We start from the raw sequence: 23,760 nt of genomic DNA, 5'->3' as shown, positions 1-23,760 counted from the left end.
TCCAGTCTAGTCACCGGGGGCGGCCTTCACTTCGGCAGACGCAGGAGGCCATCCTGACCGATCTCGAGAAGACCGTCATCATCCAGGGAGACGATGCATCGATCAAGCCGGATTTCGTCCGCACACAGGGGTTGCAGTTCCTTCTTTGAAAGGGGCGTGCCCGAAGCCTGCCGCAACGCTTGGAGGATGGATCCGCGGATCTGCCGATCGGTTCCCGCGAAGCGCTGCCGGGGTCTGGTCCTGCCTGCACCCAGGCCGGGCAGCCCAGCCTTGAGAAAGCGGCAGTGGCCAGCCAGGGGGCAGATATCGCAGGCCGGTTTGCGAGCGACGCAGACTGTGGCGCCCAGCTCCATGACAGCCTGGTTCCATCGGGCCGAGGCCGGTTCCCGCCAAGCTGCCGATCGGACCTGCGGATCAGCCAATCCCAGACGGCCGCTATCCCCCTGGGCACCGCTGTCCTCGACACCGGCATCCTCCGGCCCTTCGCCCTCGGCACCGGCATCCTCGGATCTCTCGTCCTTAGGCAGAACATTCCAGGCCAGCTGGCGCTCCTCTCGGCTGGCAGCGCCCCCGGTGGATTCCCGCCCCAGAAAGACTCTGGAGAGCACCCTGCGGATGTTGGTGTCGATGACGGCGATCCTCTCGCCGTAGGCAAAGCTCATGACAGCGCTGGCCGTGTAGTCGCCGATGCCAGGCAGGGCCACCAGCTGGTCGTAATCCTGGGGCAGACGGTCTGCATACCGGCCGGCAACCTGTTCCGCACATTCCTGCAGACGCAGGGCTCGACGCGGGTAGCCCAGCCTGCCCCAGGCCGTAATGACTTCAGCCTTAGGGGCGGCGGCCAGGGAGGCCGCATCCGGCCACACCCTCATCCAGGCCGTCCAGTAGGGCACCACCCGGCTCATCTGGGTCTGCTGGCTCATGACCTCGGAGACCAGAACCCCCCAGGGCGTGGTTCGTCCAAAGCGCCAGGGCAGGTCGCGAGCGTAACGGCTCCACCAGTCGAACAGCCGCAAGCGGATAGGATCCATCTGCGTCAAGGCCGTTTCCGCACCCTCCATGATCACACCGCCCTTCACCATCCGATATCTGCCTCATTCAACCGCCGTATTCTGCCCGCCGGTGCCGACCTCCAATGCCTCTCCTGTCGGTTGGCGACGATAGGTTGGCCTCATGAACAGGCAGGAGCAGGAGCGGTCCGGCGACCCGTCGAACGCCGTCGAACGCATGTACGAGTACGGGTACCGCAAATCGAACTATGGTCCCGACGAGCTGGTCACCGACGCTCATGGCAACCCCATCTCCGTAGTGGATGCCATGATGAAAGCCGATCAGGCCAGCCGAGTGAAGACCTCCACGCCCCACTTGTGCTACTACTCGCCGCGAATCCCCGGCAATACCGGCTCGGCCATCCGCCTGTGCGCCGTTACCGGCACCATCCTGCATCTGATAGAGCCCTTGGGCTTCAACCTCAAGGACACCAAGCTGCGCCGGGCCGGCCTGGACTATCACGACATGGCTCACGTGGTTCTGCACCCGGACTTCGACGACCTGGTCCGCTCCATGCCCGACAGCCGGATCATCGCCTTCACCGCCCACGCCGACAAGCTCTATACCGAGGTCAGCTACCGGCCGGACGACATCCTCCTGTTCGGCCCCGAACCGGGCGACATCCCCGATCCCATGGAGATCATGGCCGGCCCTCATGTAGCCGAACAGGTCAGGCTGCCCATGCGGCCCAGCCTGCGCAGCCTGAACCTGACCAACTGCGCATCCATTGCCATCTACGAGGCCTGGCGTCAACTGGGATTCCAAGGCGGCCGCTGAACTCCGGGACGATCTCAGTTCTTGAAGCTGTGGATGGGTGCTGGGATGTGTCCGCCTCGATTGACGAATGCCGCGCAGGATCGGGTATTGACAGGCACGACCGGGCCACCGCCCATGAGTCCGCCGAATTCGGCCCACTCGCCCACCTGCTTGCCGATGACGGGAATGACTCTGACTGCAGTGGTCTTCTGATTGATCATGCCGATTGCCGCCTCGTCGGCGATGAGGCCGGAGATGGACTCCGCAGAAGTATCCCCGGGGATGGGGATCATGTCCAGGCCCACCGAGCAGACGCAGGTCATGGCCTCAAGCTTCTCCAGGGTCAGGCTCCCCTCTTGCGCGGCCTGGATCATGGCGGCATCCTCGGACACAGGAATGAAGGCCCCGGACAGCCCGCCCACCGAGCTGGAAGCCATGATGCCGCCCTTCTTGACCTGATCGTTGAGGATGGCAAGGGCAGCGGTGGTTCCCGGGGCGCCCACCTGCTCCAGACCCATGGTCTGCAGAACCTCCCCCACTGAGTCTCCGACCGCCGGAGTGGGAGCCAGGGACAGGTCGATGATCCCGAAGGGCACATCCAGGCGGCGGCTGGCCTCCTGGGCCACCAGCTGCCCCACCCGGGTGATCTTGAAAGCCGTCCGCTTGATGGTCTCGCAGAGCTGTCCGAAGTCCGCTCCCTTGGCTGATTCCAAGGCGGTCTTGACCACGCCGGGTCCTGAGACGCCCACGTTGACGACTGCCGACCCCTGGCTGACCCCGTGGAAGCCACCGGCCATGAAGGGGTTGTCATCAGGGGCGTTGCAGAAAACCACCAGCTTGGTGCAGCCGGAGCTGTCCGAGTCGGCGGTGCTCTCGGCAGCGGCCTTGACGACCCGCCCCATGAGGGCTACGGCATCCATATCAATGCCCGTTCTGGTGGAGCCCACGTTGACGCTGGCGCAGACCCGTTCCGTCTGGCTCAGCGCTCTGGGCAGGGATTTGATCAGCAACCGCTCCGCCGGAGTCATGCCCTTGCCGACCAGGGCGGAATAGCCACCTATCAGGTTGACACCGACCTCCTGGGCCGAGCGGTCCAGGGTCTTGGCCACAGCCACATAGTCCTCCACGGTGTGGCAGGCGCCGGCCGCGACCAAGGAGATGGGGGTGACGGTGATGCGCTTGTTGACGATGGGAATGCCGTACTCGCGGGCGATGGCGTCCCCCGTAGACACCAGGTCGCCCGCCAGGGAGACGATTCGGCGATGAATGTTCCGACAGAGCATGTCCACATCCTGGCTGGCGCAGTCCAGCAGGCTGATACCCATGGTGATGGTGCGCACGTCCAGGCGCTCCCGGTCGATCATGTCGTTGGTCTCCAGGACCTCGTCTCGTGTGATCATGGCCGCCTCCTCAGACCCGGTGCATCCTGGTGAAGATCTCCTCGCGCTGGCAACGTATGGAGACTCCGATGTCCTCTCCCAAAGATTCCATCCGCTGGCTGAGCGCATCGAAATCATCCCGGCAGGCGGTGCAGTCCACGATCATCATCATGGTGAAAAAGCCATCCAGAATGGTCTGCGAAATATCCAGTACATTGATGCCCTGCTGGGAAAGATCCGTGCAGACCTTGCCGATGATGCCGATGGCATCCCTGCCCACCACCGTGATGATTGCCTTGTCCATGACCGTCCTCCTCATCCACCTCGCCCTTGACCGGCCCCTCTGAAAACCAGGACCCCGCTTCCCCAGCTTAGAGGAGCGCAGGGAGAAGCGAGGTCGTAGAGGTCTGCAGCTCAGGATTCGCGTGCGGCCGCCGAGGAGGGCAGGGCAATCAGGGCTTCGGGGGCCTTGAACCCTTTGGATGCGAATCGTTCGGTGATGTCACGGGCAAGATCGGAGCCCTTGCCAGCATCAGCCAAGGCAATGATGGACCCGCCGAACCCGCCGCCGGTCATGCGTGCTCCGTAGGCCCCGCCCTGGCGTGCCGCGTCCACGGCCTCATCCAATTCCGGGCAGGTGACCTCGTAGTCGTCCCGCAGAGAGTCATGGGAAGCGTTCATAAGGCGGCCCGCCAAGGCGTAATCGCCCTTGCCGAAGGCCTCGATGAAGCGGTCCACCCGTCCTATCTCGCTGACCACGTGACGGACCCGCCGACGCATGGTCTCATCGGACAGCTGCCCCAGCAGCGCAGCCATGGCGGATGCAGGATCAGCAGCGCCATTGATCTGGTCTGCCGACTGGCGCAGGTTGGCCACCCCCAGCAGATGCGCAGCCTGCTCACAGGTGGCTCGGCGCTGATCGTATTGGCCATCGTTGAGATGGTGCTGAGCCCTGGTGTTGACAACCAGCAGCTCCAGGCCTGCAGCCTTCAAGTCGAAGGGGACCTGACGCACGTTGCTCATGGCATCCAGTTCCGGCCTGCAGTCCAACCGCAGGGCGCAGCCGGCTTGACACCGCATGGAGGCGCTCTGATCCATGCCGCCGGTAGAGGCGCCGGCCATATCATTCTCAGCCGTGATGGCGGCCTGGACCAGCCTGACCCGACCAGCTTCGTTGCCTCCCAGCCCCAGACCGAACAGGTCATCCAGGGCCAGGGCCACTGCGCAGGTCATGGCCGCCGAGGAACTCAACCCGGACCCCACGGGAACGCAGGAGGCCAGTGCCAGATCGAACCCTTGAACCTGCGGGAAGCCATCCCGCTGCAGGGCCCAGGCCACACCGACCGGATAGGCCGCCCAACCGCTCACTCCCCGGGCCTGAAGCCCATCCAGATCAGTCTGGACCGGATTCTCCGGATCCATGGTGGAGACCAGGCGCACCCGGCTGTCCGCCCTGGGACTGACGGCTACATAGGTACGAGTAGGCAGGGCGATGGGCAGACTGAGCCCGGCGTTGTAATCCGTATGCTCGCCGATCAGGTTGACCCGCCCGGGTGCGCTCCAGACGCCCTGAGGGTCCACTCCATAGACCTTTTGGAAGAGCTCTCGGGCCTTGGTGGCGCCTTGGCCGTCCGTACCCTGGGTCCAGGCCTGTATGAATTCCGCTCTCGTCGTCATCGATCCTCTCCATTCTCCAGGTCCAGAGGCCCCAGTTGACGGAAGCGGTCAGCGATCCGCTCTGGGGTGGTGTCCGAGACCCAGGCAGCCATGCCTGACTCGGACCCGGCAAGATACTTGATTTTGTCCACGGCACGGCGGAAGGAGAAGAACTGCAGGTTGAGCCTGTAGTCCTCCCGCCGCGGATCGTGCAGTGGGGCCTGATGCCAGGCGGCGATGTAGGGCAGATCCATCCCCCTGCCATCGCCCTTGTCGAAGAAGGCGTTGCCCCGCTTGAGCAGGGTGGAATACATGACGGCCAGATCCCAACGCTCCTGGTCATTGAGCTGGTCCAGGCTCAGAATCCCGTCGCGTACTGGGGCCATGTGGACTTCCAAAGGCCAACGGGCGGCGGCAGGCACATAGGCCACCCAGGTGGCATTGCGGAAGACCAGGCGTCGTCCAGAGTCCAGCTCGGCCTTGAGGATGTCCGCCAAGAGGTTGCCGCCGGTACGCTCCCGATAGTCGGCGCACTGCCTCAACTCCTGCTCCAGCCGTGGGGCTATGAAGGGATAGCAGTAGATCTGTCCGTGGGGATGAGCCAGCGAGACGCCGATCTCCTGGCCGTGGTTCTCGAAGGGGAAGATCTGTTCGATGCCCTCCATGGTCGAGATCTCAGCAGTGCGGAAGGCCCAGGCCTCCACGACCGTCCGCAGACGGGAGACCGGCAGGTCGGCAGGGAGGGCGTGCTCGTCAGGGTCGAAACAGACCACCTCGCAGCGCCCGTTGGCCTCACGCACCGGCCAGAGGGGGTTGCCGTCCACCAGGGATGGCTTGCCTGCCGTCTGCGTATCGGGCACCTGCATCATGGAGGGGAAGCGGTTCTCAAAGACGGCCACGTTGTAGTCCACATCGGGGATCTCCCCATCCTGGTAGGGGTCTCCGGGCTTTCTGGCAGCCAAAGGGTTGCCCTTGGCCGTAGCCTGCGGACCGGCGGTGATGGGCCGGTTCATCCTGGCTGTAGCCATGGGGATCCAGTCCCCAGTCAAAGGGTCCCGGCGCATCTGCGGCGGCTGGAAGGGCACCGTCCTGCCCTCCTGATCCTGATGGAGGGCGAACCGGTCGGCCAGAGGACGAGGGTCATCCAAACGCCTGGTTTTGCGACCCGAGACGTACTCAGGATCATCATCCAAGTAGAAGAACCGACGCCCGTCGGCCAGCCTGGTGGGAGTGATGCGGATATGCTCCCTGGCATAGTCGCCGGGAACATACCGTTGGGGGACATACTGCTCTGACTTCATGCTGCTCCTTCATCGTCGGTGATGATTGACAATCCATGGCAACCCGCCACCGCAACCGGCGCATCCTTGTGTGGCTGCTCGCTCATCGGGCGTGGGTCGCTTCCTTGGCACCGGCCTCGGACTCAGCGGAGGCACCGTCATGAGACTGGCCTTCCTCGGGGTTGACCGGCACCAGAACCAGCCGATTGACCAGAGACCTCGTGGACTCGGCTGACTCCTGGTCAAGCTGATCGTCGGTGATGACGGTATCCACCTGGTCGAAGGATGCGAACAGCGACAGGGAGGTGCAGCTCCACTTGGTATGGTCGGTCAAAATAATGGTCCGGTCGGCGATGTCCATCAGCGCCATATCCGTGGCCGCCTCCAAAGAGTTGGGCATCAGGAAGCCTCGGGGTATGGAGACCGAGTGGGTGCCCAGAAAGACCGTGTTGACCCGCAGCGAGGCGATGACCTTGTCCGCAATGGGGCCGACCAGGGAGTTGGATCGGGTGATGACGCCGCCAGTGACGATGACTTCGACGTCCTTGCTCTCCATGGCCTGAACCAGCTCGGCCACAGGGATGGAATTGGTCAGCAGGGTCACTCCGGCGCACTGACGGCTCTCCAGGAGATGCTGGGCGAAGACGTAGGCCGTGGTCCCTCCCCCGATGGCGATGACGTCGCCCGGGGAGACATATTCGATAGCACGACGGGCGATGGTGTCCTTGAGGCCCATGTCCATCTGTGACTTGACTGAGAAGAGCGGCTCAGCCAGAAGCGAGCTTGTGGTGACGGCCCCTCCATGGACCCTCTTGAGCAGACCCTTGTCCGCCAGGTCGGCAATGTCCCGGCGGATGGTCATGGCGGAGACGCCCAGCTCCTTGGAGAGGGCGGTGATACGGACTGCGCCACGAGTACGCAACCGGTTCAATATGAGGTGTTGGCGTTGTGACGATATCATTCGAACATTATCGCACACATTCGCCCAAACTGGCAAGCCGGCCATCAGACTGCGGTCGCCGTCCCAAAGCAAACGCGGAATTCGACGTCCCTGTCATACTTGGATCACTCTTCCATACGCCAGAGGCCTACCAACGCTCTTGCAGGAATCTGTTCACCATGGCCCAATCTGTCTGCAAGACTCCAACAAATCCCTACAAAGTCGCATATAAAAGCGAACACAAATAGGTTCGGATGTCACTTTCGACGGATCAGCCGTTCAAATCCCCACAGGGTGACCTGGACCATGGCCTCCAGAACGATCCCAGCATCCATCTTCGATCTTCCTCGGACCCGCTCCACAAAAATTATAGGCACCTCCACCACGCTCACGCCCATGGCCTGGACTCGACGCAGCATATCCACCTGGAAGACGTAGCCGCTGGAGCGAACCCTTCCCAAATCGATCCGCCTCAACACGTCAGCTCGATAGACACGCAGACCGGCGGTCATATCTCGTACGGAGGACCGCAAGGCGGTGCGAGCATACCAGGATCCCGCACGCGAGATCAGAGCCCTGTACCAGGGCCAGTGTTGAGTTCGGCCTCCGTGCACCCGGCGCGAGCCGATGACCAGACCCGGATGTGCAGGGCCTTGAGCCACTGCCAGCATCCTCGCCAGATCCTGGGGCCGATGGGAGCCATCCATATCCATCTCGCAGATCAGATCGTAGCCATGCTCCAAAGACCAGCGGAACCCCTGCACATAGGCTGGACCCAGCCCACGGCGGGCATGCCGATGAATCACGTGAACACGAGGATCGCGCATGGCCATATTCTCGGCCATGGCACCGGTGCCGTCCGGCGAGCTGTCGTCGACGACCAGCACATCTACTTCGGGGCAGCATGCCATCAGCTGCGGAAGAGTTACCCCGATATTGTCAGCCTCCTGATACGTGGGCATGACCACAATAGTCCCCGCTCCGCAGCGAACAGCATCCATGGCCGCTGTCAGCGTGCGGTGCCGTAGGCCCCGCGGCGGTAGGGCTCAGGGTAGGGAGTCTGCTGAGCGGACAGCCCCAGTTTGTATGCAGCCCTGAGCGGCCAATAGGGGTCGCGCAGACTGGCTCGACCGATCTCGACCGCATCTGCCAGGCCCTTGCGCACGATCCGGTCGGCCTGCTTGGGCTTGGTGATCAGCCCCACCGCTGTGGTGGGAATCAGCACCTGGCTGCGCACCTGGTAGGAGAATGGCACCTGGTAGTTGGGAGCAGCCGGAATCTTCATACCAGGCACCAGACCTCCGGTGGAAACATCAATCAGATCCACCCCGTGCAGCTTGAGCACCTTGGCAGTGCTGATAGTCTCGTCAAGACCCCATCCGCCAGTCGCCCAGTCGGTTGCAGACATGCGCACCAGCAGGGGCATGCCCGAGGGAATGACCTCACGCACAGCGTCAGTCACCTGGATCAGCAGGTGCATCCTGCCGGACAGATCGCCCCCGTATTCGTCGTTGCGGCGGTTGACCAACGGGTCGAGGAATTCAGAGAGCAGGTAGCCGTGGGCGGCGTGCAGCTCCACCCCAAGGAAGCCAGCCTGAACGGCTCGGACAGCAGCAGAGCGGAAGTCAGCGACAATGGAGGCTATCTGAGCCCGCGAAAGCTGGACCGGGACCGCCATCCTGCCGTAGGCGATAGGACTGGGGCCTACGGGTTGCCACCCGCCCTCAGCCACGGGCACGGTAGCATTGATATAGCCCATGGAGGAGCACCCTGAGGAACCTTTGCGGCCCGAATGGTTGAGCTGGACGATGGGCACGGCTCCAGCGGCCTTGACATCCCGGACGATGCCCTGCCAGGCCCTGGCCTGCTCGTCGTTCCATAGCCCAACATCGCAGGGGGAAATCCGCCCCTGAGGATTGACGGCGGTGGCCTCTCCGATGACGACTCCGAAACCTCCCAAAGCCCGGGACACATAATGCTGATAGTGGAAGTTGGTAGGAACCCCGTCGTGCCGCAGGGCCGAATAGGTATCCATGGGCGGCATCCAGATTCTGTTGCGGATATGCTGGTCGCGCAAGTCCATGGGCTGGAAAAGCACAGGCAGGGACAACTCCCGCATTTTGCCGGATCCTGATTTCCCGGCCTTTTGAACCCTCTTGGCCTTCTTGCCTCTCTTGGACGGCTTGATCCCCTTGGCACCCTTGCCAGCCTTGTTCTTCCCGTCGTCGGCACCCGGTTCAAACGACCAGCTCGGCTTGGACACATCCAATATGCCAGAGCCGTTCACCGGCCCGGGTATTGCCTGATCCTCATTGACCGGGCCTTCGGCCCGAGGGGCCTTGTCATCCAGCTCTGAATATTTCTGGACCATCTGTTCCTGCCTCTCCCGGCGGGCGTCCACACCCCTCGTGGTCCACCCGTCGACGAATCCCTAATGGTCTCATTGTAGGCACAGCCCTTCACTGGACCTTGTCGGGACCTGTTGAAAGACCATCCAACCAGGCCCTAGTCCTCTGGCGAATTTACCGTTTGCGATTGGTCCGGACCAGTATTTTGAGTCCCTGACTGGTTTCCTTGGCCACGTCGGTTCGTCTGTCGTTGGCTGTCCGTGTACCGTTGCTGGGACTGTTCCCGCTGTTGGGATTGCTGAGGCTGTTGAACCCCGCCGGTGAACCTGGGATCGGGATTGCCGTAGGAGTTGTCCGGCTGGATGTTGGCCGCGGCCAGGTACGTGTTCATGAACTCCTTCCAGGCAGGCGTGGCTATATACATGCCGTACCAGGTGTGCATGGACCGTCCGTTGATGGTCCTGTTGGTGAAGGAGACCTGACCCTCCGCATTGCCCACGGTGACATAGGCGGCAACCTGGGGTACGAACCCGCCCGTCAGCATGTACTTGTCCTCATGGGTGCCGGTCTTGGCGAAAGTCTTGCGCCCTCCATCCAGCTGAGTGACTGCTGCCTCGCCTCCGGGCTGGACAACACCCTGATTGAGCGCATAAGCAGTGGTCTCGGCAATGCCGGGATCGATGGCCTGATGGCAGTTGGCTTTGGGCACCTTGACGGACTGCCCGTTCTTGTCGATCACCTTGGTCATGGCTATGGGGCTGCACGCCACTCCCTTGGCGGCGATGGTGGCGTAGACGTTGGCCATGGTCAGCGGGGATGCCTGAACCGCGCCGATGGTCATAGGCGGCTGGAAGGTATTGGACGAGTGAATATCCATCTGATCCTTGGGCGAATTGTGGTAGCCCATTTCCTTGGCCGTGTCGGCTATGGAGCACAGACCGATCTGCTGGGCCATGGAGGCCTGGGTGGTGTTGTGCGAGCGTACCAGGCCCTGCAGGGGGGACTCCGGCGAGACGGTGCCGCCGCCCGAGTTCTCCACATGCCAGCTGCCGGTGCCGAACCCGTAGGGAGTGCCGTCCGCCGTCTTGCAGGCGAAGGAGGCCTGCGGGTATCCCGTGGAGGTGCGCAAGGGCTGGTTGATGGATTTCCCGGCCTTCATCCAAGAGACCAGGTTGATGGGCTTCCAGGTGGATCCCACAGGAAAGCCCCATCCGCCGCCGTCGATCTGGTCTACGGCATAGTTGATGGCTGTGCGGGTGCCGCCCCCAGAGTTCTGGGTGGCATCGTAGATGCGGTTGATGCCAAAGCCCAGAACTTCGCCTGTTCCCGGGCGAATGGACGCTATAGTGACTTCGAAGCCGCTTGGATCGTCCACGGGAATGGTGTCACGGGCCGCTTTCATGGCTGCGGCATTGGCGTTGACGTCCATGGTGGTGTAGATAGACAGGCCGCCCTCCTTGAGGAGCTTGTTGCGCTCTTCCTGGCTTTTGCCGAACTCTTTGGAGTTGAGGATCTGCTTAGTTACATAATCACAGAAGAAGGCTGCGTCCCCGGCCGCCTGGCAACCGGCGTCCACAGACTGCACATGCAGCATCTGATCCAGCGGCTTGGCCTTGTTTTCGTCATACTGACGCTGGTTGATGTAGTTCTCCTGCCGCATCAGATCCAAAACGATGTCGCGCTGCTCCTGGGCGTTCTTGACATTGACGGTGGGGTCGAAGCGGGCGGGATTCTTGGTCACGGCGGCAATGGTGGCGGCCTCGCCCGGGTCCAGGTCCTTGGCTGACTTGCTGAAGTAGCGCCTGGCTGCCGACTCAACCCCGTAGACGTTGGTGCCGAACTGGGCAATGTTCAAATACCCTTGAAGAATTTCAGCCTTAGAATACTTCTTCTCCATCTGCACCGCGATCAGCATCTCCCGCATCTTGCGGGCTATGGTCTCCTCCTGGGCGTGGTACTCGGCGATGGGGTCGTTGTTTTCTTCAGCCTGGCTCATGAGCACGTTTTTGACATACTGCTGGGTCAGAGAGGATCCGCCCTGGGTGTCGCCCTGTTTGATGTAGGTCTGGATGAAAGCCCTGAGCACGCCTTGGGTGTCCACGCCGGCATGCTCGAAGAAACGACGGTCCTCGCGGGCCACCACAGCCTTCTGCATATAGTCGGAAACATCCTTGATGGGCACCACTATCCTGTTCTGCGCATAGAAAGTGGCGATGACCGTATGCCCGTCGGAGGCGTAGAGGCGGGACTGCTGAGGCAAATCGTTGACGTTGAAGTCGATGTTCTCCGTCTTCAAGGCAGGCATCAGATTCCTGGAGGCGGCGTTGATGCCGAATACAGCGGGAAGCAGGAAACCAGAGACGACCACGCCACCTGCGACGCAGAAGATGAGGTAAGCCAGCAGCAGCGTGAAGAAGCGCCTGACCGACATGGATTTCTTTTGTTCGGGCATGGTCTCCATCCTAGGCCGTCGGCTCTACCGGGCGGCGGCGTTCACATACGCGAGCGTCGAATCAAAGGCCCTGGCTGGAAAATGATGATGGTGCGACCCTTGCGAGATATCCATCCCCGGTTGGAGAAGTCCATCAGGGCCTTGTTGACGGTCTCCCGTGAGGCACCGACCAGCTGGGCCAGTTCTTCCTGAGTCAGGTCATAAGGAACCATCAGCCCCTGCTCGAAGGGTTCGCCGAAGCGTGTGGCCAGATCCAGCAGTGTCTTGGCCAGGCGGGCCGGCACGTCCAGGAAAACCAAGTCGGAGATGCGCTCGTTATCAGTTCGCAGGCGGTGAGCCAGCACCTGAAGCATGTCCACAGCCACCTTGGGGTGCTGGTTGAGCCAGTCGAAGAGGGTATCGTGATCCAGAGCTGCCACCTTGGTCTTGTTGACCATGACCACAGCCGAGGCTGTACGCGGTCCTCCAGAAGGGTCAAAGACGGGAATCTCACCCAGAATCTCCCCGCGTCCGTGGATGCTGAGCAGTTGGATGCGACGGTCTGGCGACTGGCGGACCAGCTTGACTCGTCCCTCCTCCAGCAAATACATGCGATGGTCGGTGTCCCCCTGTCGGAAGACCGTGGACCCCTTGGCATAAGTGAACTCACGCATAGTGTCCAGAAGCTGGTCGGCGTCCTGCTTGTGCACCTGTTTGAATAGGGCGGTCTGCCTGAGCGCGTTCCCATCATCGGGAATCTCATTGGGCTTGTGAACCGCCATACTTCTCACTCCTTTTCGCCATGTCTGGCGGGTCTGCACCGACTCACGCATGGTTGATGACCTCACGCCGGGTTCGACGCGACTGAGCACGATTATACCCATACACATCAACCCCCTTGCCTCGTCAGGCGATCTGAGCGGTCCATTCCTCACGGCCGTAGCGTTGCCGGGCCAGGATACGGGCCCGCTGCTCAACTTCGGGCGCAGGCCTAGACATACGCAGATCCTCCACCAGGGAGGGCAGAGTATCCAGAAGGGCATCAATCAGGGATTGACGGGACAGACTGGTCTGCCTGTCGATGGGATCCACCCGGCTTCTGACCGAGGCCACGGCCTTGTCATGGAACTTCTCGGGGTCCACGTTGAGCACCTGAGCCATCAGATCGGCATCCACCGAGTAGGAAAGGGTGGTGTGGTGGAGCAGTCCGCCCGGCCCCAGGGAGCCTGCCGGCAGCCTGCGTTGGGCGGCGCCCCCTATCTTGCCCTGCGGAGAGGCGATATCATTCATGCCCTGCCAGCCGACCTGAACCCCCTGCATACGCAGACCTCTGACCAACCAATAGTCACAGATCCGGTAGGAATCGATCAGGTCCGCCCCCTTCACGAAATCCAGAGGCAGATAGAGGGAATACGTAATGGCCCGGTCAGGCTGGATGACCATGGTGCCACCGCCGGTGCAACGGCGTACCAGCGCAAAGCCGAGACTGCGCGCCCGCTCGATGTGGACCTCTCGGCTCAAGGACTGGAAACGTCCCAGGATCACGGCTGGCGCCAACCAGTTCCAGATGCGCAGGGTGGGCGGCAGCTGGCCTTGAGCCACGGCATCATTGAGGGCCTGATCCATGGCCATCTGCATGACCGGCTCCCGTGGACGATCTCTGATCAGATCCAGCTTCAGCCCAGACCAGCGGCGACGGCATTCGGCCTCGTCCGGCTGCGACTGCCGGAAAGAGGCCTGGTCCGACGATGATGGCAGCGGGACCTCCCCTTGTCTGAAGATGACCAGCCCAGTCGGCAGGGCCTGCTCCAGCGCGGTTACCAGGGTCCATGCGGAAACGCCGACAATTCGCTGGCCGTCCCCGTCTGCCATGACCCTGCCCAGCCTTTCCAGAGCCATACCAGGATCAAGAGGCAGCGGCATATCGCAAATTACGGATTCCAATCGTGATACTGGTCCACGATCCTCTTCGGATTCCTGGGAGGCTGTCGCAGATGGCTCCGTGAAAAAGTCGCCGTCAATCCTGCAGGAGGCAATGACCGGACAGGAGGCTGGATCTTCGCCCAAGGTCAGGGTTACAGCGGCCAGTTTGCCGCCCGCCTGCTTCCCGACGCCACGCAGGCGGGCCGACTTCAATCCGTCAGCTCCCATCCGCGAGCGTCACGATGCCAGAAAGAGTCGGGTGAGGATGTCAGAATCAGGATGCCTTCGACCATTCCCCAAATTATGGCGATAGTCGGCCCAAGGAAGAAGAAGAAGAAGCCGATCAGGGTAAGCATAAGCTGAGCCACGCCCCGGCCGGTCCTGCCCAGGTAGAAATTGCCCACGCCGAAACAGCCCAGAAAGAGGCTGAGAATTCCGGCTGTCAGTTTGCTATGCGGGGTGGGCGATATCGGATAGGGGCGCTTGCTGTTGGGCATAGCCTCGTGGTACCCGTCTTGGGGCATGACCGGGTAAGGCCGGGGCGTGGGGTTCCGCGGGTGATACTGACCTCCAGGATACTGATTGCGGCGATACTGACCTGCTGGGTATTGATTACTGGGGTATCCACCCTGAGGGTATTGGCCAGCCGAGTACTGGCCGGGATAGCCTGGTGGTCCCGGCTGATGGGGTCTTTGGGGACTCTGGCGGCCGGGATGCTGCCCGCCAGAATACTGTCCGGCTGGATACTGCTGACCGGCTGGATACCCAGCGGGCCGATACGGACCGGGCCGATCGGGCCCTGACCGATACGCTCCCGGATATTGACCGACGTTCTGAGGAGCAAACGGATATCCAGCACCGGCCCCCTGTCCGTTTATGCCTTGGACATTCATGCCCTGACCGGTCGGATACCCACCGTAAGGGTACTGAATAGAAGGGCGCTGACCCGTCTGATGCAGATGTCCAGCAGGATTGCCTGGGACCTGTCGTTGCCGGTCAGCTGCTTCTGCCTTGGACTGGTCCGGCAAGGCTGCTCCGGCAACAGCATCCCTTCCGGCAGACTCCCGATGCCCGGGCGGCACCGGCGGGGATGAAGGCGTGCCAAAGCCAGGATTTGCTGTCGGCATATCGCTCGACTGCCGGTGATCCGGCTGGGGGGCATCATCCATAGTCATGTCTCCAGTCTAGCCGCCATGCGGCCAAGTCACAGACGAGCCAGAATATCCTCGCCGATCTGCTTCGTGCTCCGCTGGGTGGAACCGGAGCGCTCGATGTCGTCCTCCACGGCCCGTTCAATGCTGGCCGCCTCATCCTCGAAGCCCAGATGATCCAAAAGCATCCCCGCCGAGAGAATGGCCGCCGTAGGGTTGGCGATCCCCTTGCCTGCAATGTCAGGAGCTGAACCATGAATGGGCTCGAACATGGATGGGTAGGTGCCCGAGGCGTTGATGCAGCCGGATGCCGAGTAGCCCACGCCTCCCACCACAGCTCCCGCTTCATCCGTGAGGATATCGCCGAAGAGGTTGTCGGTCACGATCACGTCGAAACGGCTGGGTTCGGTCACCAGGAATATGGTGGAGGCATCGATGTGCAGGTACTCGCGCTCCACATCGGGATACTCCTGGCCCACCTGATCAACCAGCCGCTGCCACATGTCTCCTGCATTGGTCAGCACGTTCTTCTTGTGGACCAGAGTCAGGCGGCGGCGACGCTTCATGGCCAGCTGGAAGGCGTAGCGGATGACCCGTTCCGCCCCATAGGCCGTATTGATGGATACCTCGGTGGCCACCTCCTGGGGAGTGCCCCGGCGAATAGAACCGCCAGCACCGGCGTAGAGCCCCTCGGTGCCCTCCCGCACGACCACGAAGTCGATGTCACCCGGATTAGCCAGGGGCGACACCACTCCCTTGTAGAGTTTGGAGGGGCGCAGATTGACATACTGGTCCAGCTCGAAACGCATTTTGAGCAGCAGGCCCCGCTCCAGGATGCCGGCCTTGATGCGGGGGTCGCCGATGGCCCCTAGGAGGATGCCGTCCTGCTGCTTAAGCCGGTCCAGATCCTCGTCGGGCAGAATAGCTCCATCACGCAGGTAGCGCTCAGCGCCCAGGTCGAAGTCCTCATAGCGAATATCAGCCTTGCCCCGGGTAACCTTTTCCAAAACGGCCTGAGCCTGGGGAACGATCTCCTTGCCGATGCCGTCACCGGCAATGACCGCAATGTGATATGTTTTCTGCTTGCTATTTGTCATACCACGAGCATAACGAGCCCGCCGAGGCTGTTTCCTGGCCCTGACCGAATCCCGGACAAGCCTGGTTCAGCGACTTCCGGGGACCATGATGGACAGGCACCAGGCGTTCTCGAAGGCCAGTTCCTCCCACTGCCGGTAGCGTCCGCTGATGCCTCCGTGGCCTGCCTGGACCTCGATCCTGATCAGCGCATCGGCTCCCACCTGCGGCTCCTGCAACCTGGCCACCCACTTGAGCGGCTCCACATAGAGCACTCGGGTGTCGTTCATGGATGTAGTCACCAGGATGGCAGGAAAGTGGTCGCCGCCGAAGATCCGACGCCGCCGATCAGCGTCAGGAACGTTCTCATAAGGCGAGTAGGAACGCATGTACCGGTAGACCTGCTGATCATGCAAGGGGTCTCCCCACTCGTCCCATTCGGTTACGGTCAGCGGCAGATCCGGGTCCAGGATAGTGGTTAGCGCATCCACGAAGGGCACATCCGCCTCGATGCCGGCATAGAGCTGGGGGGCCATATTGGCCACCGCTCCCATCAGCAGCCCGCCGGCCGACCCGCCGTTGGCCACCGTATGACGAGGATCCGCCCAGCCCTGGGCCTGCAGAGCGGCAGTCACGTCGATAAAGTCCAGGAAGGTGTTGACCTTGTGCAGCCGACGGCCCTGCTCGTACCAGGCGCGACCCATCTCCCCGCCGCCGCGCACATGGGGAACCGCGTAGAGCACGCCACGGTCCAGCAGGCTGAGTCGTCCAGTTGAGAAACCCGGGTCCTGGCTGATCTCGTAGGCACCATACCCGGTGATGAACATGGGCGCAGACTTGTCTGGATCCTGGTCCGGCCAAGGGCGGCGCTCGTGATGGTCCGGGGCTTGAATGACCGTGTCGTCGAACCCGGTCCTTCCGCAGACATCCAGTTTTGGATGCATTCCCCGCCGCCAGACCAGGGAAACCGGCACCAGAGCCCCATCCCTGACACGGACCAGAATTCGACGCTCGGCATAGCGCTCGGCCTTGAAGCCGCCTAGAACACGAGCCCGCTTGAGCAACCGATCCACACCCCGGACCGGATCCAGCTCCCGCAGCTCGGCCGGGGTCCCATAGCTGCCGCGGATGTAGCGCAGCCCAGGGGCCTGGTAAGAGGGGTTGTCCGTGGGGCCGATGCTGTAGAGACGGTCAACGCCGGCCCCGTCTTGATCTGGCAGGACTTCGCGAAAGCGCCACGGACGGCCCGCCTGCAGATCTTCCAGTGCCTGGTCCTTGGCGATAACAGCCATATGGGGCAGACTGTCGGCGCGATAGGTCAGGACCACGAAGCTGCGGTGGATGCCCAGCCCCTCGATGCCCAGCCCGCGAGCGCCCTGGAGGATGGCAGGATTGGCCGGATCCCGATAGGGCTTCTCTGGCGGCAGGGAAGCCAGGTCGCCAGAGCGTTCGCAGCCATAGGGGCTGCCCTGGGCCAGCAGCACCCCCTCACCCAAGTGGAAGGGCGGACGGTGACTGCGCAGATCGATCAGATCCACCTCGAAATTGGGATTGTTCACATTGTGGTAGACCACGGCTACCGGCAGGTCCTCCCCCGCCGGACCAACACCTTCGAACCGGGACAGGCTGATGTCGTATTCAACTCCCTCCTTGCGGGCAATCAGCGGCACAAACTCCCCCTGAGGGTCATCCAGATCCAGCATGAGCACCTCGCTGGTGGTCTTGGACCCGGTGGCGATCAACATGGCTGATTCGTCATAGCTGAGCCCCAGACCTACCCAGAAGCGCTCGTCACCCTCCTGATAGACCAGGACATCCTCGTCGGACGAAGTGCCCACCTTATGCCGCCAGACCGTGTCCGGTCGCCAGGCCTTGTCCAGGCCGGTGTAGAAGACCCAACGGCCGTCGGGGGTCAGCGCCGCCCCGGAGGATACCTGGTCGATCCGATCGGGCAGATCTCGGCCTTCGGCCAGATCCCGGATGCGCAGGTCGTAGCGCTCGTTGCCTTGAATATCCAGTCCGTATAGCATTAATCGACCATCAGCGCTCAGGTCCAGGCATCCCAGGGAGAAAAAGTCATGGCCCTCAGCCTCGGCGTTGGCATCGAAGATGACCTCCTCGCCCGGCATGGACCCAGGCTCTGCGTCAGCCTGGACGGCCGGAGGATCCCAATCATCCTGGCCACGCACCGGCAGACGGCACTGCACCCCATATTCCTGGCCTTTAAGCGTTCGGGAGAAGTACCAGTAGCCGTGCATTCGGGTCGGCACCGACATGTCGGTCTGCTGTACACGGTCGGTGAATTCCTTGAACAGGGTGGCCCGCAAATCCTCCTGACCAGCAAGCCTTTCCTGGCAGTAGCGGTTCTGATCTCGCACATAGGCCTTAGTGGCAGAATCCCCCCTGTTGCGCATCCACTCGTACGGATCCTCGAAGTGATCCCCATGGAAGCATCGATCAACGGGACTGCGCTGTGCACGAGGCGGGGCGGGATTGACGGCCGAAAAACTCATGGGGCGATTATATTCGGGAACGGCGACGCAGATAAGGCAGCAGGGTTCGCATCAGGTTGGCGCCCGTAGTCCCGTAGAAGACCGGTACATCCGTCACCGGCATCGGCTGCGTGGCAGTGCGCTTGGACAGGGACCCAAGACCCGTCTCCTGGGGGCTCAGCTGGCGGATGCCGATGGCCAGGACCCGACCCGGATATTGCCTCACCACCTGAGCGAAGGTGGAGGGATCGCTCTGCCCGTCGTCTCCCATGAGCACGAAGCGCATCTTGGGAAAGTCGGCCATGAGCTGGCGAATGAACTCCATCTTGTGCTGCACGATGGAGGGCACGAAGGTCTTGGGCCTGGGATCCAGATCCCGCAGCAGCAAGGGGCCGGCTGGAAATCCATGATCACGGATGAAGCCGCGTATGGATCCCTCCACATTCCAAGGCGATGCCGACAGATAGAAGAAAGGCATCCGGGGGTCCAGGTCGCGGATCCGGTTGTAGAGCACGGCCATACCCGGCACTGAGGAACGGCGGTGAGGGTTTGACAGGAGCAGGTTCCAAGCGGCTTTCCAGCGGTTGGGCACCTGACTGATCATGATGGTGTCGTCCACGTCGGATATGACCCCGACAGGAGTCTGGCCAGGAACGATGTAAAGGGGCGCATCGACAGCAGGGCGTCCCCGCACCTGGTAGGAGACCCGATGCACACCCGGGGTCAGCCGGTGCTCGGCCACCAGATCCAGGTAGCCCGATCGGTCAGAGAAGACTGCATTCGCGCTCAAGCTACGGCTGGGATCTACAGCGTCGTAGACCGAGGAATCACCCACCCGTACCCTTCCGATTGCGGTGCTATCGATGGCCAGTCTGACCCTGGTCCTGGGTGCGGGCACAGTCAGTAGGCCACGGATGCCGCGAATGGCCGGATCCTCGCGTCTTCGGCCGTCAGTCAGAATGGTACGGCAGATCAGCCGGGAATATGATTCGGTTCCATAGCCTACATAGGGCTGGACATCAGCCGACCAGCCCATGCGGCCGGTCATATTGATGGACAGCCCTACCCATAGATCGAAAGCGCTGGTCATCGCGCGTCTCAGCAGACGTACCGGTGCAGGCATGCTCTGGATGCCCTCCCCAGGCACAGCCGAATCGAAGGTGGTGCTGACCGACCGAACCTGTAGGGGCTTTTCATTGCTGCCGGATCGCCTGGTCACGACCAAACCGTCAGTTCAGGCTCTTCAGCAGCTGAGCATATTCCTCGGCGCTCATCAGATCGGGCTCATCGCCCTCCAGGTCGATCTTGGCTATCCAGCCTTCCCCATAAGGATCCGAGTTGATGACCTCAGGATCGTCCGAGGCTGCCCGGTTCACGTAGGCTATGGTGCCTGCCACCGGGCAGACCACCGGCTCCACAGCCTTGGAGGACTCCAGCTCAATGACCTCATCGCCGGCATCGACGTGCGTGCCGGTCTCAGGCAGGTCCAGAAAAACCAGGTCTCCCAGCTGGTCCGCCGCATACTCGGTCACGCCCATGGGCGCCGGGGACTGACTGGGGTCGACCCAGACGTGATCCTGGGAATACCGCAGGTGGTCGGGCACATCCAGGCGGGAAGTTCCATCGCTATGTTCATCGCTCATGGTTCCAGCCTACTCGACCGTCTGCCGCGGCAAGCGCTCCTAGCGGGCCGGACCCGCCGGAACCTGGCCCTCCACCTTGACCATGGTCCCGATTGGGGCATTGTCAAAGATCCACTTGGCATCCTGTTCATACATGTTGATGCAGCCATGGGATCCGTATTGGGCAGGGTCGCCCCTGGCGATGCCCTCATAGTTCCAATTGGCCGTGTGGAAGCCTTCGCTGCCGTTGTAGTAGGAGATCCATTTGACATTGGGCGTGACGTAGCCCTCCCCGCGCATGGTCTGGACCGCGTAGCGCACATTGATGAAGAAGGTACCAGTGTCGGACCATCTGCCGTCATGGGGCTTTCCTGAGCATATGGGGAACGTCTTGACCTGAGTGGTGCCGTGGTAGGCGGTTGCTGTCTGATTGCTGAGATTGACCTGAATCCAGACATCGCCGTCGGGCACGTCGTAGCGGGCCACCCGTGTCTGCTCCTTGTGGGGAGTGATGTCGGCGGGCGCCTGGACTGGATTCGTGTCGCCCTGTTCGAGGGCATGGACGACCAGGTCCGCAGTGGCGGACGCATCCGTGACCCGGACTCCGTCCACACCCTTGGTGATCTCAGCCACCACATCGCCCTTGGTGTTCTTGACATTGACAGCGGTTACCATATTCCGGTCCAGCTGCCGGGCCAGCTCCTGGTCCAGATACTGCTTGATGGCCTGCCGATCAAAGCCTAGCTCCATGGTCCCCTTCTCCAGATCGGTGACCGGCTTGACCCAGGTAGCCACAGTTGCTGCCGGCACAGTCATGAGATCGTCATCCGCACCCTTGATGACCAGGTCCTTGGCCAGCCGCTGATTGGCCTGAGAGGCCACCTGATTGGCGGCGTCCAGGCTGATCGGCATGTTCACGTCCTTATAAACCACACCTACGGCCAGATGTCTGCCGGGTTTGTCGATCAGGGAGGAAACGGCATCCTGCACGCGGCCGAGCTCAGGCGCCTTGCCTGCACGACCCTCCTGAGCACGGAAGGCGTGTGCGCCTGAATCAAAGACGATTGTGGAGGGAACGGAACGGTCCTGGCGGTCGATGAAGCGCTCTGTCAGATACTTGTTCATAGCCAGCTGATCGCGATCGGCCACCAGCGGCACCGCCTCCCTCAGGAAAGGATTCAGCCGGGAAATGTCCGCAGAGCCCTTGGCGCTCATAATCCGGGCGACCGTGGCATCTGAATCCACGCTTACGCCCAGATCCTTCAGACCAGCCTTTGCCGAAGTGCCTTCACCCTTAAGATCCACCTGGGAGTCATGGACCTGCTGATCGACGATACGCCGAACCTGGTCGCTGGTCCGACCAGTCATGACCTGCCCGCCTAGGGTGACGCCAGGAGCCACCCGTTCACGGAAGAAGGCGTGTGCGCCGAACCAGCAACCCACCAGAATCAGCACGGCCAGGAGCAACAGAGCGAGGATGATGCGCATCCGATGACTGCTCGCAGGAGCCTTGTGGCCAGCACCTGGGCCAAAGGCCCGATCGGCTTGTCCGTTGGCGAACAGGTCCACAGGGTCAGGCACATTGTCGGTCGTCGGCGGCATGGTCACAGTTTCGGCCTGGCCGACATCCGAGATACGAGGCTCTTCTTGCCCCTCCATGGCCATAACACACCTTTCGCTGCTGACAATTCCTCGCAATATCTTACGACGAGACCATGTCCGGGAGTGCGACACCGCACTGACGAATCAGAGCTCGCTGCCATACCACTGCTCAATCATGTACCTGGCCACACTAGCCGCCTGTGGTATGCGCAGCCGACCGGATGCTAAAGCACCGCCGAATTCCTCCCGGGTGAACCAGCAGGCATCATCGGTCTCCTGACCATCCACCCGGATGTCCGTATTCAGAGATCTGGCTCTGAAGGCCACCATCAGAGAGGAGGGGAAGGGCCAGGGCTGGGATCCCAGATACCGCATCTCCCCCAGATTCAGACCCACCTCCTCCAGGGTCTCCCGCCGAACCGCATGCTCCAGATTCTCACCAGCCTCGACGAATCCGGCAGTGACCGAGCGAAAGTCGGGAGCCCATTTCCGGTTATGCTGAAGCAGAAGCCGATCATGGCCGTCCACTACGGCCATGATCACCGCAGGTTCGATGCGGGGGAAGAGCGTGTGCCTATCCCCTGAGGCATCACCCTGGCAAAGCTGGGCCCAGCCGGCCTGGCTGGGACGGACCGGCGCGCCGCAACGAGGGCAGAAGACCTGGCGTCCATGCCATAGCGACAGAGCGACTGCGCAGGTGGCTATACCCACCTGCCGCGGGCGACCATGAGGGGCATACTCACGCAGGGTGAGCCAGTCGAAACGCTGATCAGCGGCCTGAATCAGGCCGCCAAGAGGACCCCCGGCATTGTGATGGGCACAGGCAAGATCCAGATCCAAAGCCAGCCAGGACTGCCGGCCTGCCGTACCCAGGTAGTAGCAAGGCGGCTCAGACTGGTCTGATGAGCCCGCCAGAGGAACCTGCAAGTACGCAGCAGGCAGGGTGGCCAGGCGGATGCTGGCCCCGGTTCGACCAGCCAGCGCCCCCTTGCCTCTGGGCACAGCCACCTTGGCGCCACGCACCAGGATGACCCCCGTACCCTCCTGAGCCAGCAGATGGCCAAGCAGACCAGGCTGCTGCCGCGATGCCGTGTCGTAATCCACATCACCTTGAGCCAGAGGCAGGAAGGGCAGGGTCCCGGTCAGGGCCAATGGGGAGAAAACTGTCTCAGGACCGCTCATGACTGCCTTTCTACGCGACGAACCAGGTCCAGCAGTACAGCGGCCACTTGGTCGGGATGCTCGACGGCGCTGAAGTGACCGCAGTCGTCAATGGCCGTGAAAGTGACATCGGTTCCAGCCTGACGCATGGCCTGAGCCAAAGGCTCCATGGCACGCGGGGGGCTGGATGGGTCGCAGCGGCCGCTGACCAGGGCCATAGGCACCCGGATGCGGCCGACCAGATCGCTCTGGTCCGGGCGACCTGCGGCCATCCGCTCCCGCCAGGCGATGCCCCTGGGATCCTGGGACAATATCCATTCGGTCATGGTCTGTACGAAGACGGGTGAACGCTTGACCGTGGAATCGCCCTCCTGGGGCCTGGCGAAGTGCATGACCGGATCAAGCGTCTCCTCCTCCTCGCAGGTTCGGGCGATTCGCAGCCGGTTGGCCCGGGAGGCTGGACGGTCAGCCATCATAGTGGTGTCGCACAAAGCCAGCCCAGCCACCATCTGCGGATAAAGCCTGGCTACGGCCTCGACCAGGTAGCCGCCCATGGAAAGTCCGACCCATATGGCCTTCTGCGCTCCTGTGGCAGCGACCATGCCCGCAAAGGCACGGGCCATGGCATCCAGCGCAGCAGGCAGGGCGCCATCTGAGTCTGCCGGACCACAGGCCGCTGGTTCAGGCAGGAGGCTATCGCCTGCTCCGGGCATATCCGGAGCATAGACAGGGAAGGGAGACATATCCGCACGATCAGCCTGCGCGATCAGCGAGGCCGCACACCGATCCCACATGCGGTGGTCCACAGGGAATGCATGGACCAGCACCAAGGGCAGCCCCTCCCCATGGCGATATACGGTATTGGCAATGGTCATGCCCGTCTCCAACGATTTGC

Annotated in this window: 20 protein-coding genes; 1 reads left to right on the top strand and 19 read right to left on the bottom strand. The window is 62.2% G+C overall.

Annotated features, from left to right (window positions below; translation table 11 throughout):
* Window positions 1–26 precede the first annotated feature (26 nt).
* The gene (locus DKK75_RS01750) at window positions 27–1,031 is read right to left on the bottom strand and encodes an A/G-specific adenine glycosylase (protein WP_258333119.1); all 1,005 of its coding nucleotides are present in this window, start codon (window positions 1,029–1,031) and stop codon (window positions 27–29) included.
* Window positions 1,032–1,173: 142 nt separating this feature from the next.
* Between DKK75_RS01750 and DKK75_RS01745 the strand changes: the two genes are divergently transcribed.
* Window positions 1,174–1,827: a tRNA (cytidine(34)-2'-O)-methyltransferase gene (locus tag DKK75_RS01745; protein ID WP_110451730.1), complete on the top strand. Its 654-nt coding sequence runs from the start codon at window positions 1,174–1,176 to the stop codon at window positions 1,825–1,827.
* Window positions 1,828–1,841: 14 nt separating this feature from the next.
* On the opposite strand, the gene DKK75_RS01740 is transcribed toward DKK75_RS01745, so the two are convergent.
* The 18 genes from DKK75_RS01740 to DKK75_RS01655 form a co-directional block, all read right to left on the bottom strand.
* Window positions 1,842–3,206 (bottom strand): PFL family protein, encoded by a 1,365-nt coding sequence (locus tag DKK75_RS01740; RefSeq protein WP_110451729.1) that lies wholly within the window; start codon window positions 3,204–3,206, stop codon window positions 1,842–1,844.
* A gap of 10 nt (window positions 3,207–3,216) precedes the next feature.
* On the bottom strand, window positions 3,217–3,489 hold the full coding sequence (locus tag DKK75_RS01735; RefSeq protein WP_110451728.1) for an ACT domain-containing protein: 273 nt from the start codon (window positions 3,487–3,489) through the stop codon (window positions 3,217–3,219).
* A 110-nt stretch (window positions 3,490–3,599) separates the two neighbouring features.
* Window positions 3,600–4,862, bottom strand: coding sequence for a galactokinase (gene galK / locus DKK75_RS01730; protein ID WP_110451727.1), 1,263 nt, complete (start codon window positions 4,860–4,862; stop codon window positions 3,600–3,602).
* Window positions 4,859–6,142: a galactose-1-phosphate uridylyltransferase gene (gene galT, locus DKK75_RS01725; RefSeq protein WP_110451726.1), complete on the bottom strand. Its 1,284-nt coding sequence runs from the start codon at window positions 6,140–6,142 to the stop codon at window positions 4,859–4,861. Before galT ends, galK begins: the two co-directional genes overlap by 4 nt.
* An 82-nt stretch (window positions 6,143–6,224) precedes the next feature.
* Window positions 6,225–7,100: a DeoR/GlpR family DNA-binding transcription regulator gene (locus tag DKK75_RS01720; RefSeq protein WP_110451792.1), complete on the bottom strand. Its 876-nt coding sequence runs from the start codon at window positions 7,098–7,100 to the stop codon at window positions 6,225–6,227.
* Between the two features lie 218 nt (window positions 7,101–7,318).
* Window positions 7,319–8,023, bottom strand: coding sequence for a polyprenol monophosphomannose synthase (locus tag DKK75_RS01715; RefSeq protein WP_258333108.1), 705 nt, complete (start codon window positions 8,021–8,023; stop codon window positions 7,319–7,321).
* A 47-nt stretch (window positions 8,024–8,070) separates the two neighbouring features.
* Window positions 8,071–9,432 carry an NADH:flavin oxidoreductase/NADH oxidase gene (locus tag DKK75_RS01710; protein ID WP_375314985.1) on the bottom strand — a complete coding sequence of 454 codons (1,362 nt, stop codon included), beginning with the start codon at window positions 9,430–9,432 and terminating at the stop codon, window positions 8,071–8,073.
* Between the two features lie 134 nt (window positions 9,433–9,566).
* A complete protein-coding gene (locus tag DKK75_RS01705; protein WP_258333107.1) occupies window positions 9,567–11,861 on the bottom strand; it encodes a transglycosylase domain-containing protein in 2,295 nt (764 codons plus the stop codon).
* A 41-nt stretch (window positions 11,862–11,902) separates the two neighbouring features.
* The gene (locus DKK75_RS01700) at window positions 11,903–12,622 is read right to left on the bottom strand and encodes a Crp/Fnr family transcriptional regulator (RefSeq protein WP_110451724.1); all 720 of its coding nucleotides are present in this window, start codon (window positions 12,620–12,622) and stop codon (window positions 11,903–11,905) included.
* A gap of 124 nt (window positions 12,623–12,746) precedes the next feature.
* Window positions 12,747–13,991 (bottom strand): lipoate--protein ligase family protein, encoded by a 1,245-nt coding sequence (locus DKK75_RS01695; protein ID WP_110451723.1) that lies wholly within the window; start codon window positions 13,989–13,991, stop codon window positions 12,747–12,749.
* Window positions 13,973–14,260, bottom strand: coding sequence for a TM2 domain-containing protein (locus DKK75_RS08235; RefSeq protein ID WP_375314984.1), 288 nt, complete (start codon window positions 14,258–14,260; stop codon window positions 13,973–13,975). The genes DKK75_RS01695 and DKK75_RS08235 overlap by 19 nt, the downstream gene beginning before the upstream one ends.
* 707 nt (window positions 14,261–14,967) lie before the next feature.
* Window positions 14,968–16,011 carry a 3-isopropylmalate dehydrogenase gene (locus DKK75_RS01685; RefSeq protein WP_110451722.1) on the bottom strand — a complete coding sequence of 348 codons (1,044 nt, stop codon included), beginning with the start codon at window positions 16,009–16,011 and terminating at the stop codon, window positions 14,968–14,970.
* A gap of 66 nt (window positions 16,012–16,077) precedes the next feature.
* On the bottom strand, window positions 16,078–18,501 hold the full coding sequence (locus DKK75_RS01680; RefSeq protein ID WP_110451721.1) for a S9 family peptidase: 2,424 nt from the start codon (window positions 18,499–18,501) through the stop codon (window positions 16,078–16,080).
* Between the two features lie 7 nt (window positions 18,502–18,508).
* Window positions 18,509–19,699, bottom strand: coding sequence for an App1 family protein (locus DKK75_RS01675; RefSeq protein ID WP_110451789.1), 1,191 nt, complete (start codon window positions 19,697–19,699; stop codon window positions 18,509–18,511).
* Between the two features lie 10 nt (window positions 19,700–19,709).
* On the bottom strand, window positions 19,710–20,123 hold the full coding sequence (gcvH, locus tag DKK75_RS01670) for a glycine cleavage system protein GcvH (RefSeq protein ID WP_110451720.1): 414 nt from the start codon (window positions 20,121–20,123) through the stop codon (window positions 19,710–19,712).
* Between the two features lie 39 nt (window positions 20,124–20,162).
* A complete protein-coding gene (locus tag DKK75_RS01665; RefSeq protein ID WP_110451719.1) occupies window positions 20,163–21,767 on the bottom strand; it encodes a L,D-transpeptidase family protein in 1,605 nt (534 codons plus the stop codon).
* 81 nt (window positions 21,768–21,848) lie between these two features.
* Window positions 21,849–22,886 carry an NAD(+) diphosphatase gene (nudC, locus tag DKK75_RS01660; protein ID WP_110451718.1) on the bottom strand — a complete coding sequence of 346 codons (1,038 nt, stop codon included), beginning with the start codon at window positions 22,884–22,886 and terminating at the stop codon, window positions 21,849–21,851.
* Complete coding sequence (locus tag DKK75_RS01655; protein WP_110451717.1) at window positions 22,883–23,740, bottom strand: alpha/beta fold hydrolase; 858 nt, start codon at window positions 23,738–23,740, stop codon at window positions 22,883–22,885. The genes nudC and DKK75_RS01655 overlap by 4 nt, the downstream gene beginning before the upstream one ends.
* Between the last annotated feature and the right edge of the window lie 20 nt (window positions 23,741–23,760).

This window comes from Bifidobacterium asteroides, assembly GCF_003202695.1.
GTDB classification, from domain to species: Bacteria; Actinomycetota; Actinomycetes; order Actinomycetales; family Bifidobacteriaceae; genus Bombiscardovia; species Bombiscardovia asteroides_G.
Note: the sequence above shows the minus strand (reverse complement) of the source record. Positions and strands in the feature narration are given on the sequence as shown.

What these genes read in the sequence shown, in the direction of transcription:
- DKK75_RS01750 (WP_258333119.1), bottom strand. Translation starts at nt 1,031, where the DNA reads ATGGATCCTATCCGCTTGCGGCTGTTCGACTGGTGGAGCCGTTACGCT.
- DKK75_RS01745 (WP_110451730.1), top strand. Translation starts at nt 1,174, where the DNA reads ATGAACAGGCAGGAGCAGGAGCGGTCCGGCGACCCGTCGAACGCCGTC.
- DKK75_RS01740 (WP_110451729.1), bottom strand. Translation starts at nt 3,206, where the DNA reads ATGATCACACGAGACGAGGTCCTGGAGACCAACGACATGATCGACCGG.
- DKK75_RS01735 (WP_110451728.1), bottom strand. Translation starts at nt 3,489, where the DNA reads ATGGACAAGGCAATCATCACGGTGGTGGGCAGGGATGCCATCGGCATC.
- galK (WP_110451727.1), bottom strand. Translation starts at nt 4,862, where the DNA reads ATGACGACGAGAGCGGAATTCATACAGGCCTGGACCCAGGGTACGGAC.
- galT (WP_110451726.1), bottom strand. Translation starts at nt 6,142, where the DNA reads ATGAAGTCAGAGCAGTATGTCCCCCAACGGTATGTTCCCGGCGACTAT.
- DKK75_RS01715 (WP_258333108.1), bottom strand. Translation starts at nt 8,023, where the DNA reads ATGCCCACGTATCAGGAGGCTGACAATATCGGGGTAACTCTTCCGCAG.
- DKK75_RS01710 (WP_375314985.1), bottom strand. Translation starts at nt 9,432, where the DNA reads ATGGTCCAGAAATATTCAGAGCTGGATGACAAGGCCCCTCGGGCCGAA.
- DKK75_RS01705 (WP_258333107.1), bottom strand. Translation starts at nt 11,861, where the DNA reads ATGCCCGAACAAAAGAAATCCATGTCGGTCAGGCGCTTCTTCACGCTG.
- DKK75_RS01700 (WP_110451724.1), bottom strand. Translation starts at nt 12,622, where the DNA reads ATGGCGGTTCACAAGCCCAATGAGATTCCCGATGATGGGAACGCGCTC.
- DKK75_RS01695 (WP_110451723.1), bottom strand. Translation starts at nt 13,991, where the DNA reads ATGGGAGCTGACGGATTGAAGTCGGCCCGCCTGCGTGGCGTCGGGAAG.
- DKK75_RS08235 (WP_375314984.1), bottom strand. Translation starts at nt 14,260, where the DNA reads ATGCCCAACAGCAAGCGCCCCTATCCGATATCGCCCACCCCGCATAGC.
- DKK75_RS01685 (WP_110451722.1), bottom strand. Translation starts at nt 16,011, where the DNA reads ATGACAAATAGCAAGCAGAAAACATATCACATTGCGGTCATTGCCGGT.
- DKK75_RS01680 (WP_110451721.1), bottom strand. Translation starts at nt 18,501, where the DNA reads ATGAGTTTTTCGGCCGTCAATCCCGCCCCGCCTCGTGCACAGCGCAGT.
- gcvH (WP_110451720.1), bottom strand. Translation starts at nt 20,123, where the DNA reads ATGAGCGATGAACATAGCGATGGAACTTCCCGCCTGGATGTGCCCGAC.
- DKK75_RS01665 (WP_110451719.1), bottom strand. Translation starts at nt 21,767, where the DNA reads ATGGCCATGGAGGGGCAAGAAGAGCCTCGTATCTCGGATGTCGGCCAG.
- nudC (WP_110451718.1), bottom strand. Translation starts at nt 22,886, where the DNA reads ATGAGCGGTCCTGAGACAGTTTTCTCCCCATTGGCCCTGACCGGGACC.
- DKK75_RS01655 (WP_110451717.1), bottom strand. Translation starts at nt 23,740, where the DNA reads ATGACCATTGCCAATACCGTATATCGCCATGGGGAGGGGCTGCCCTTG.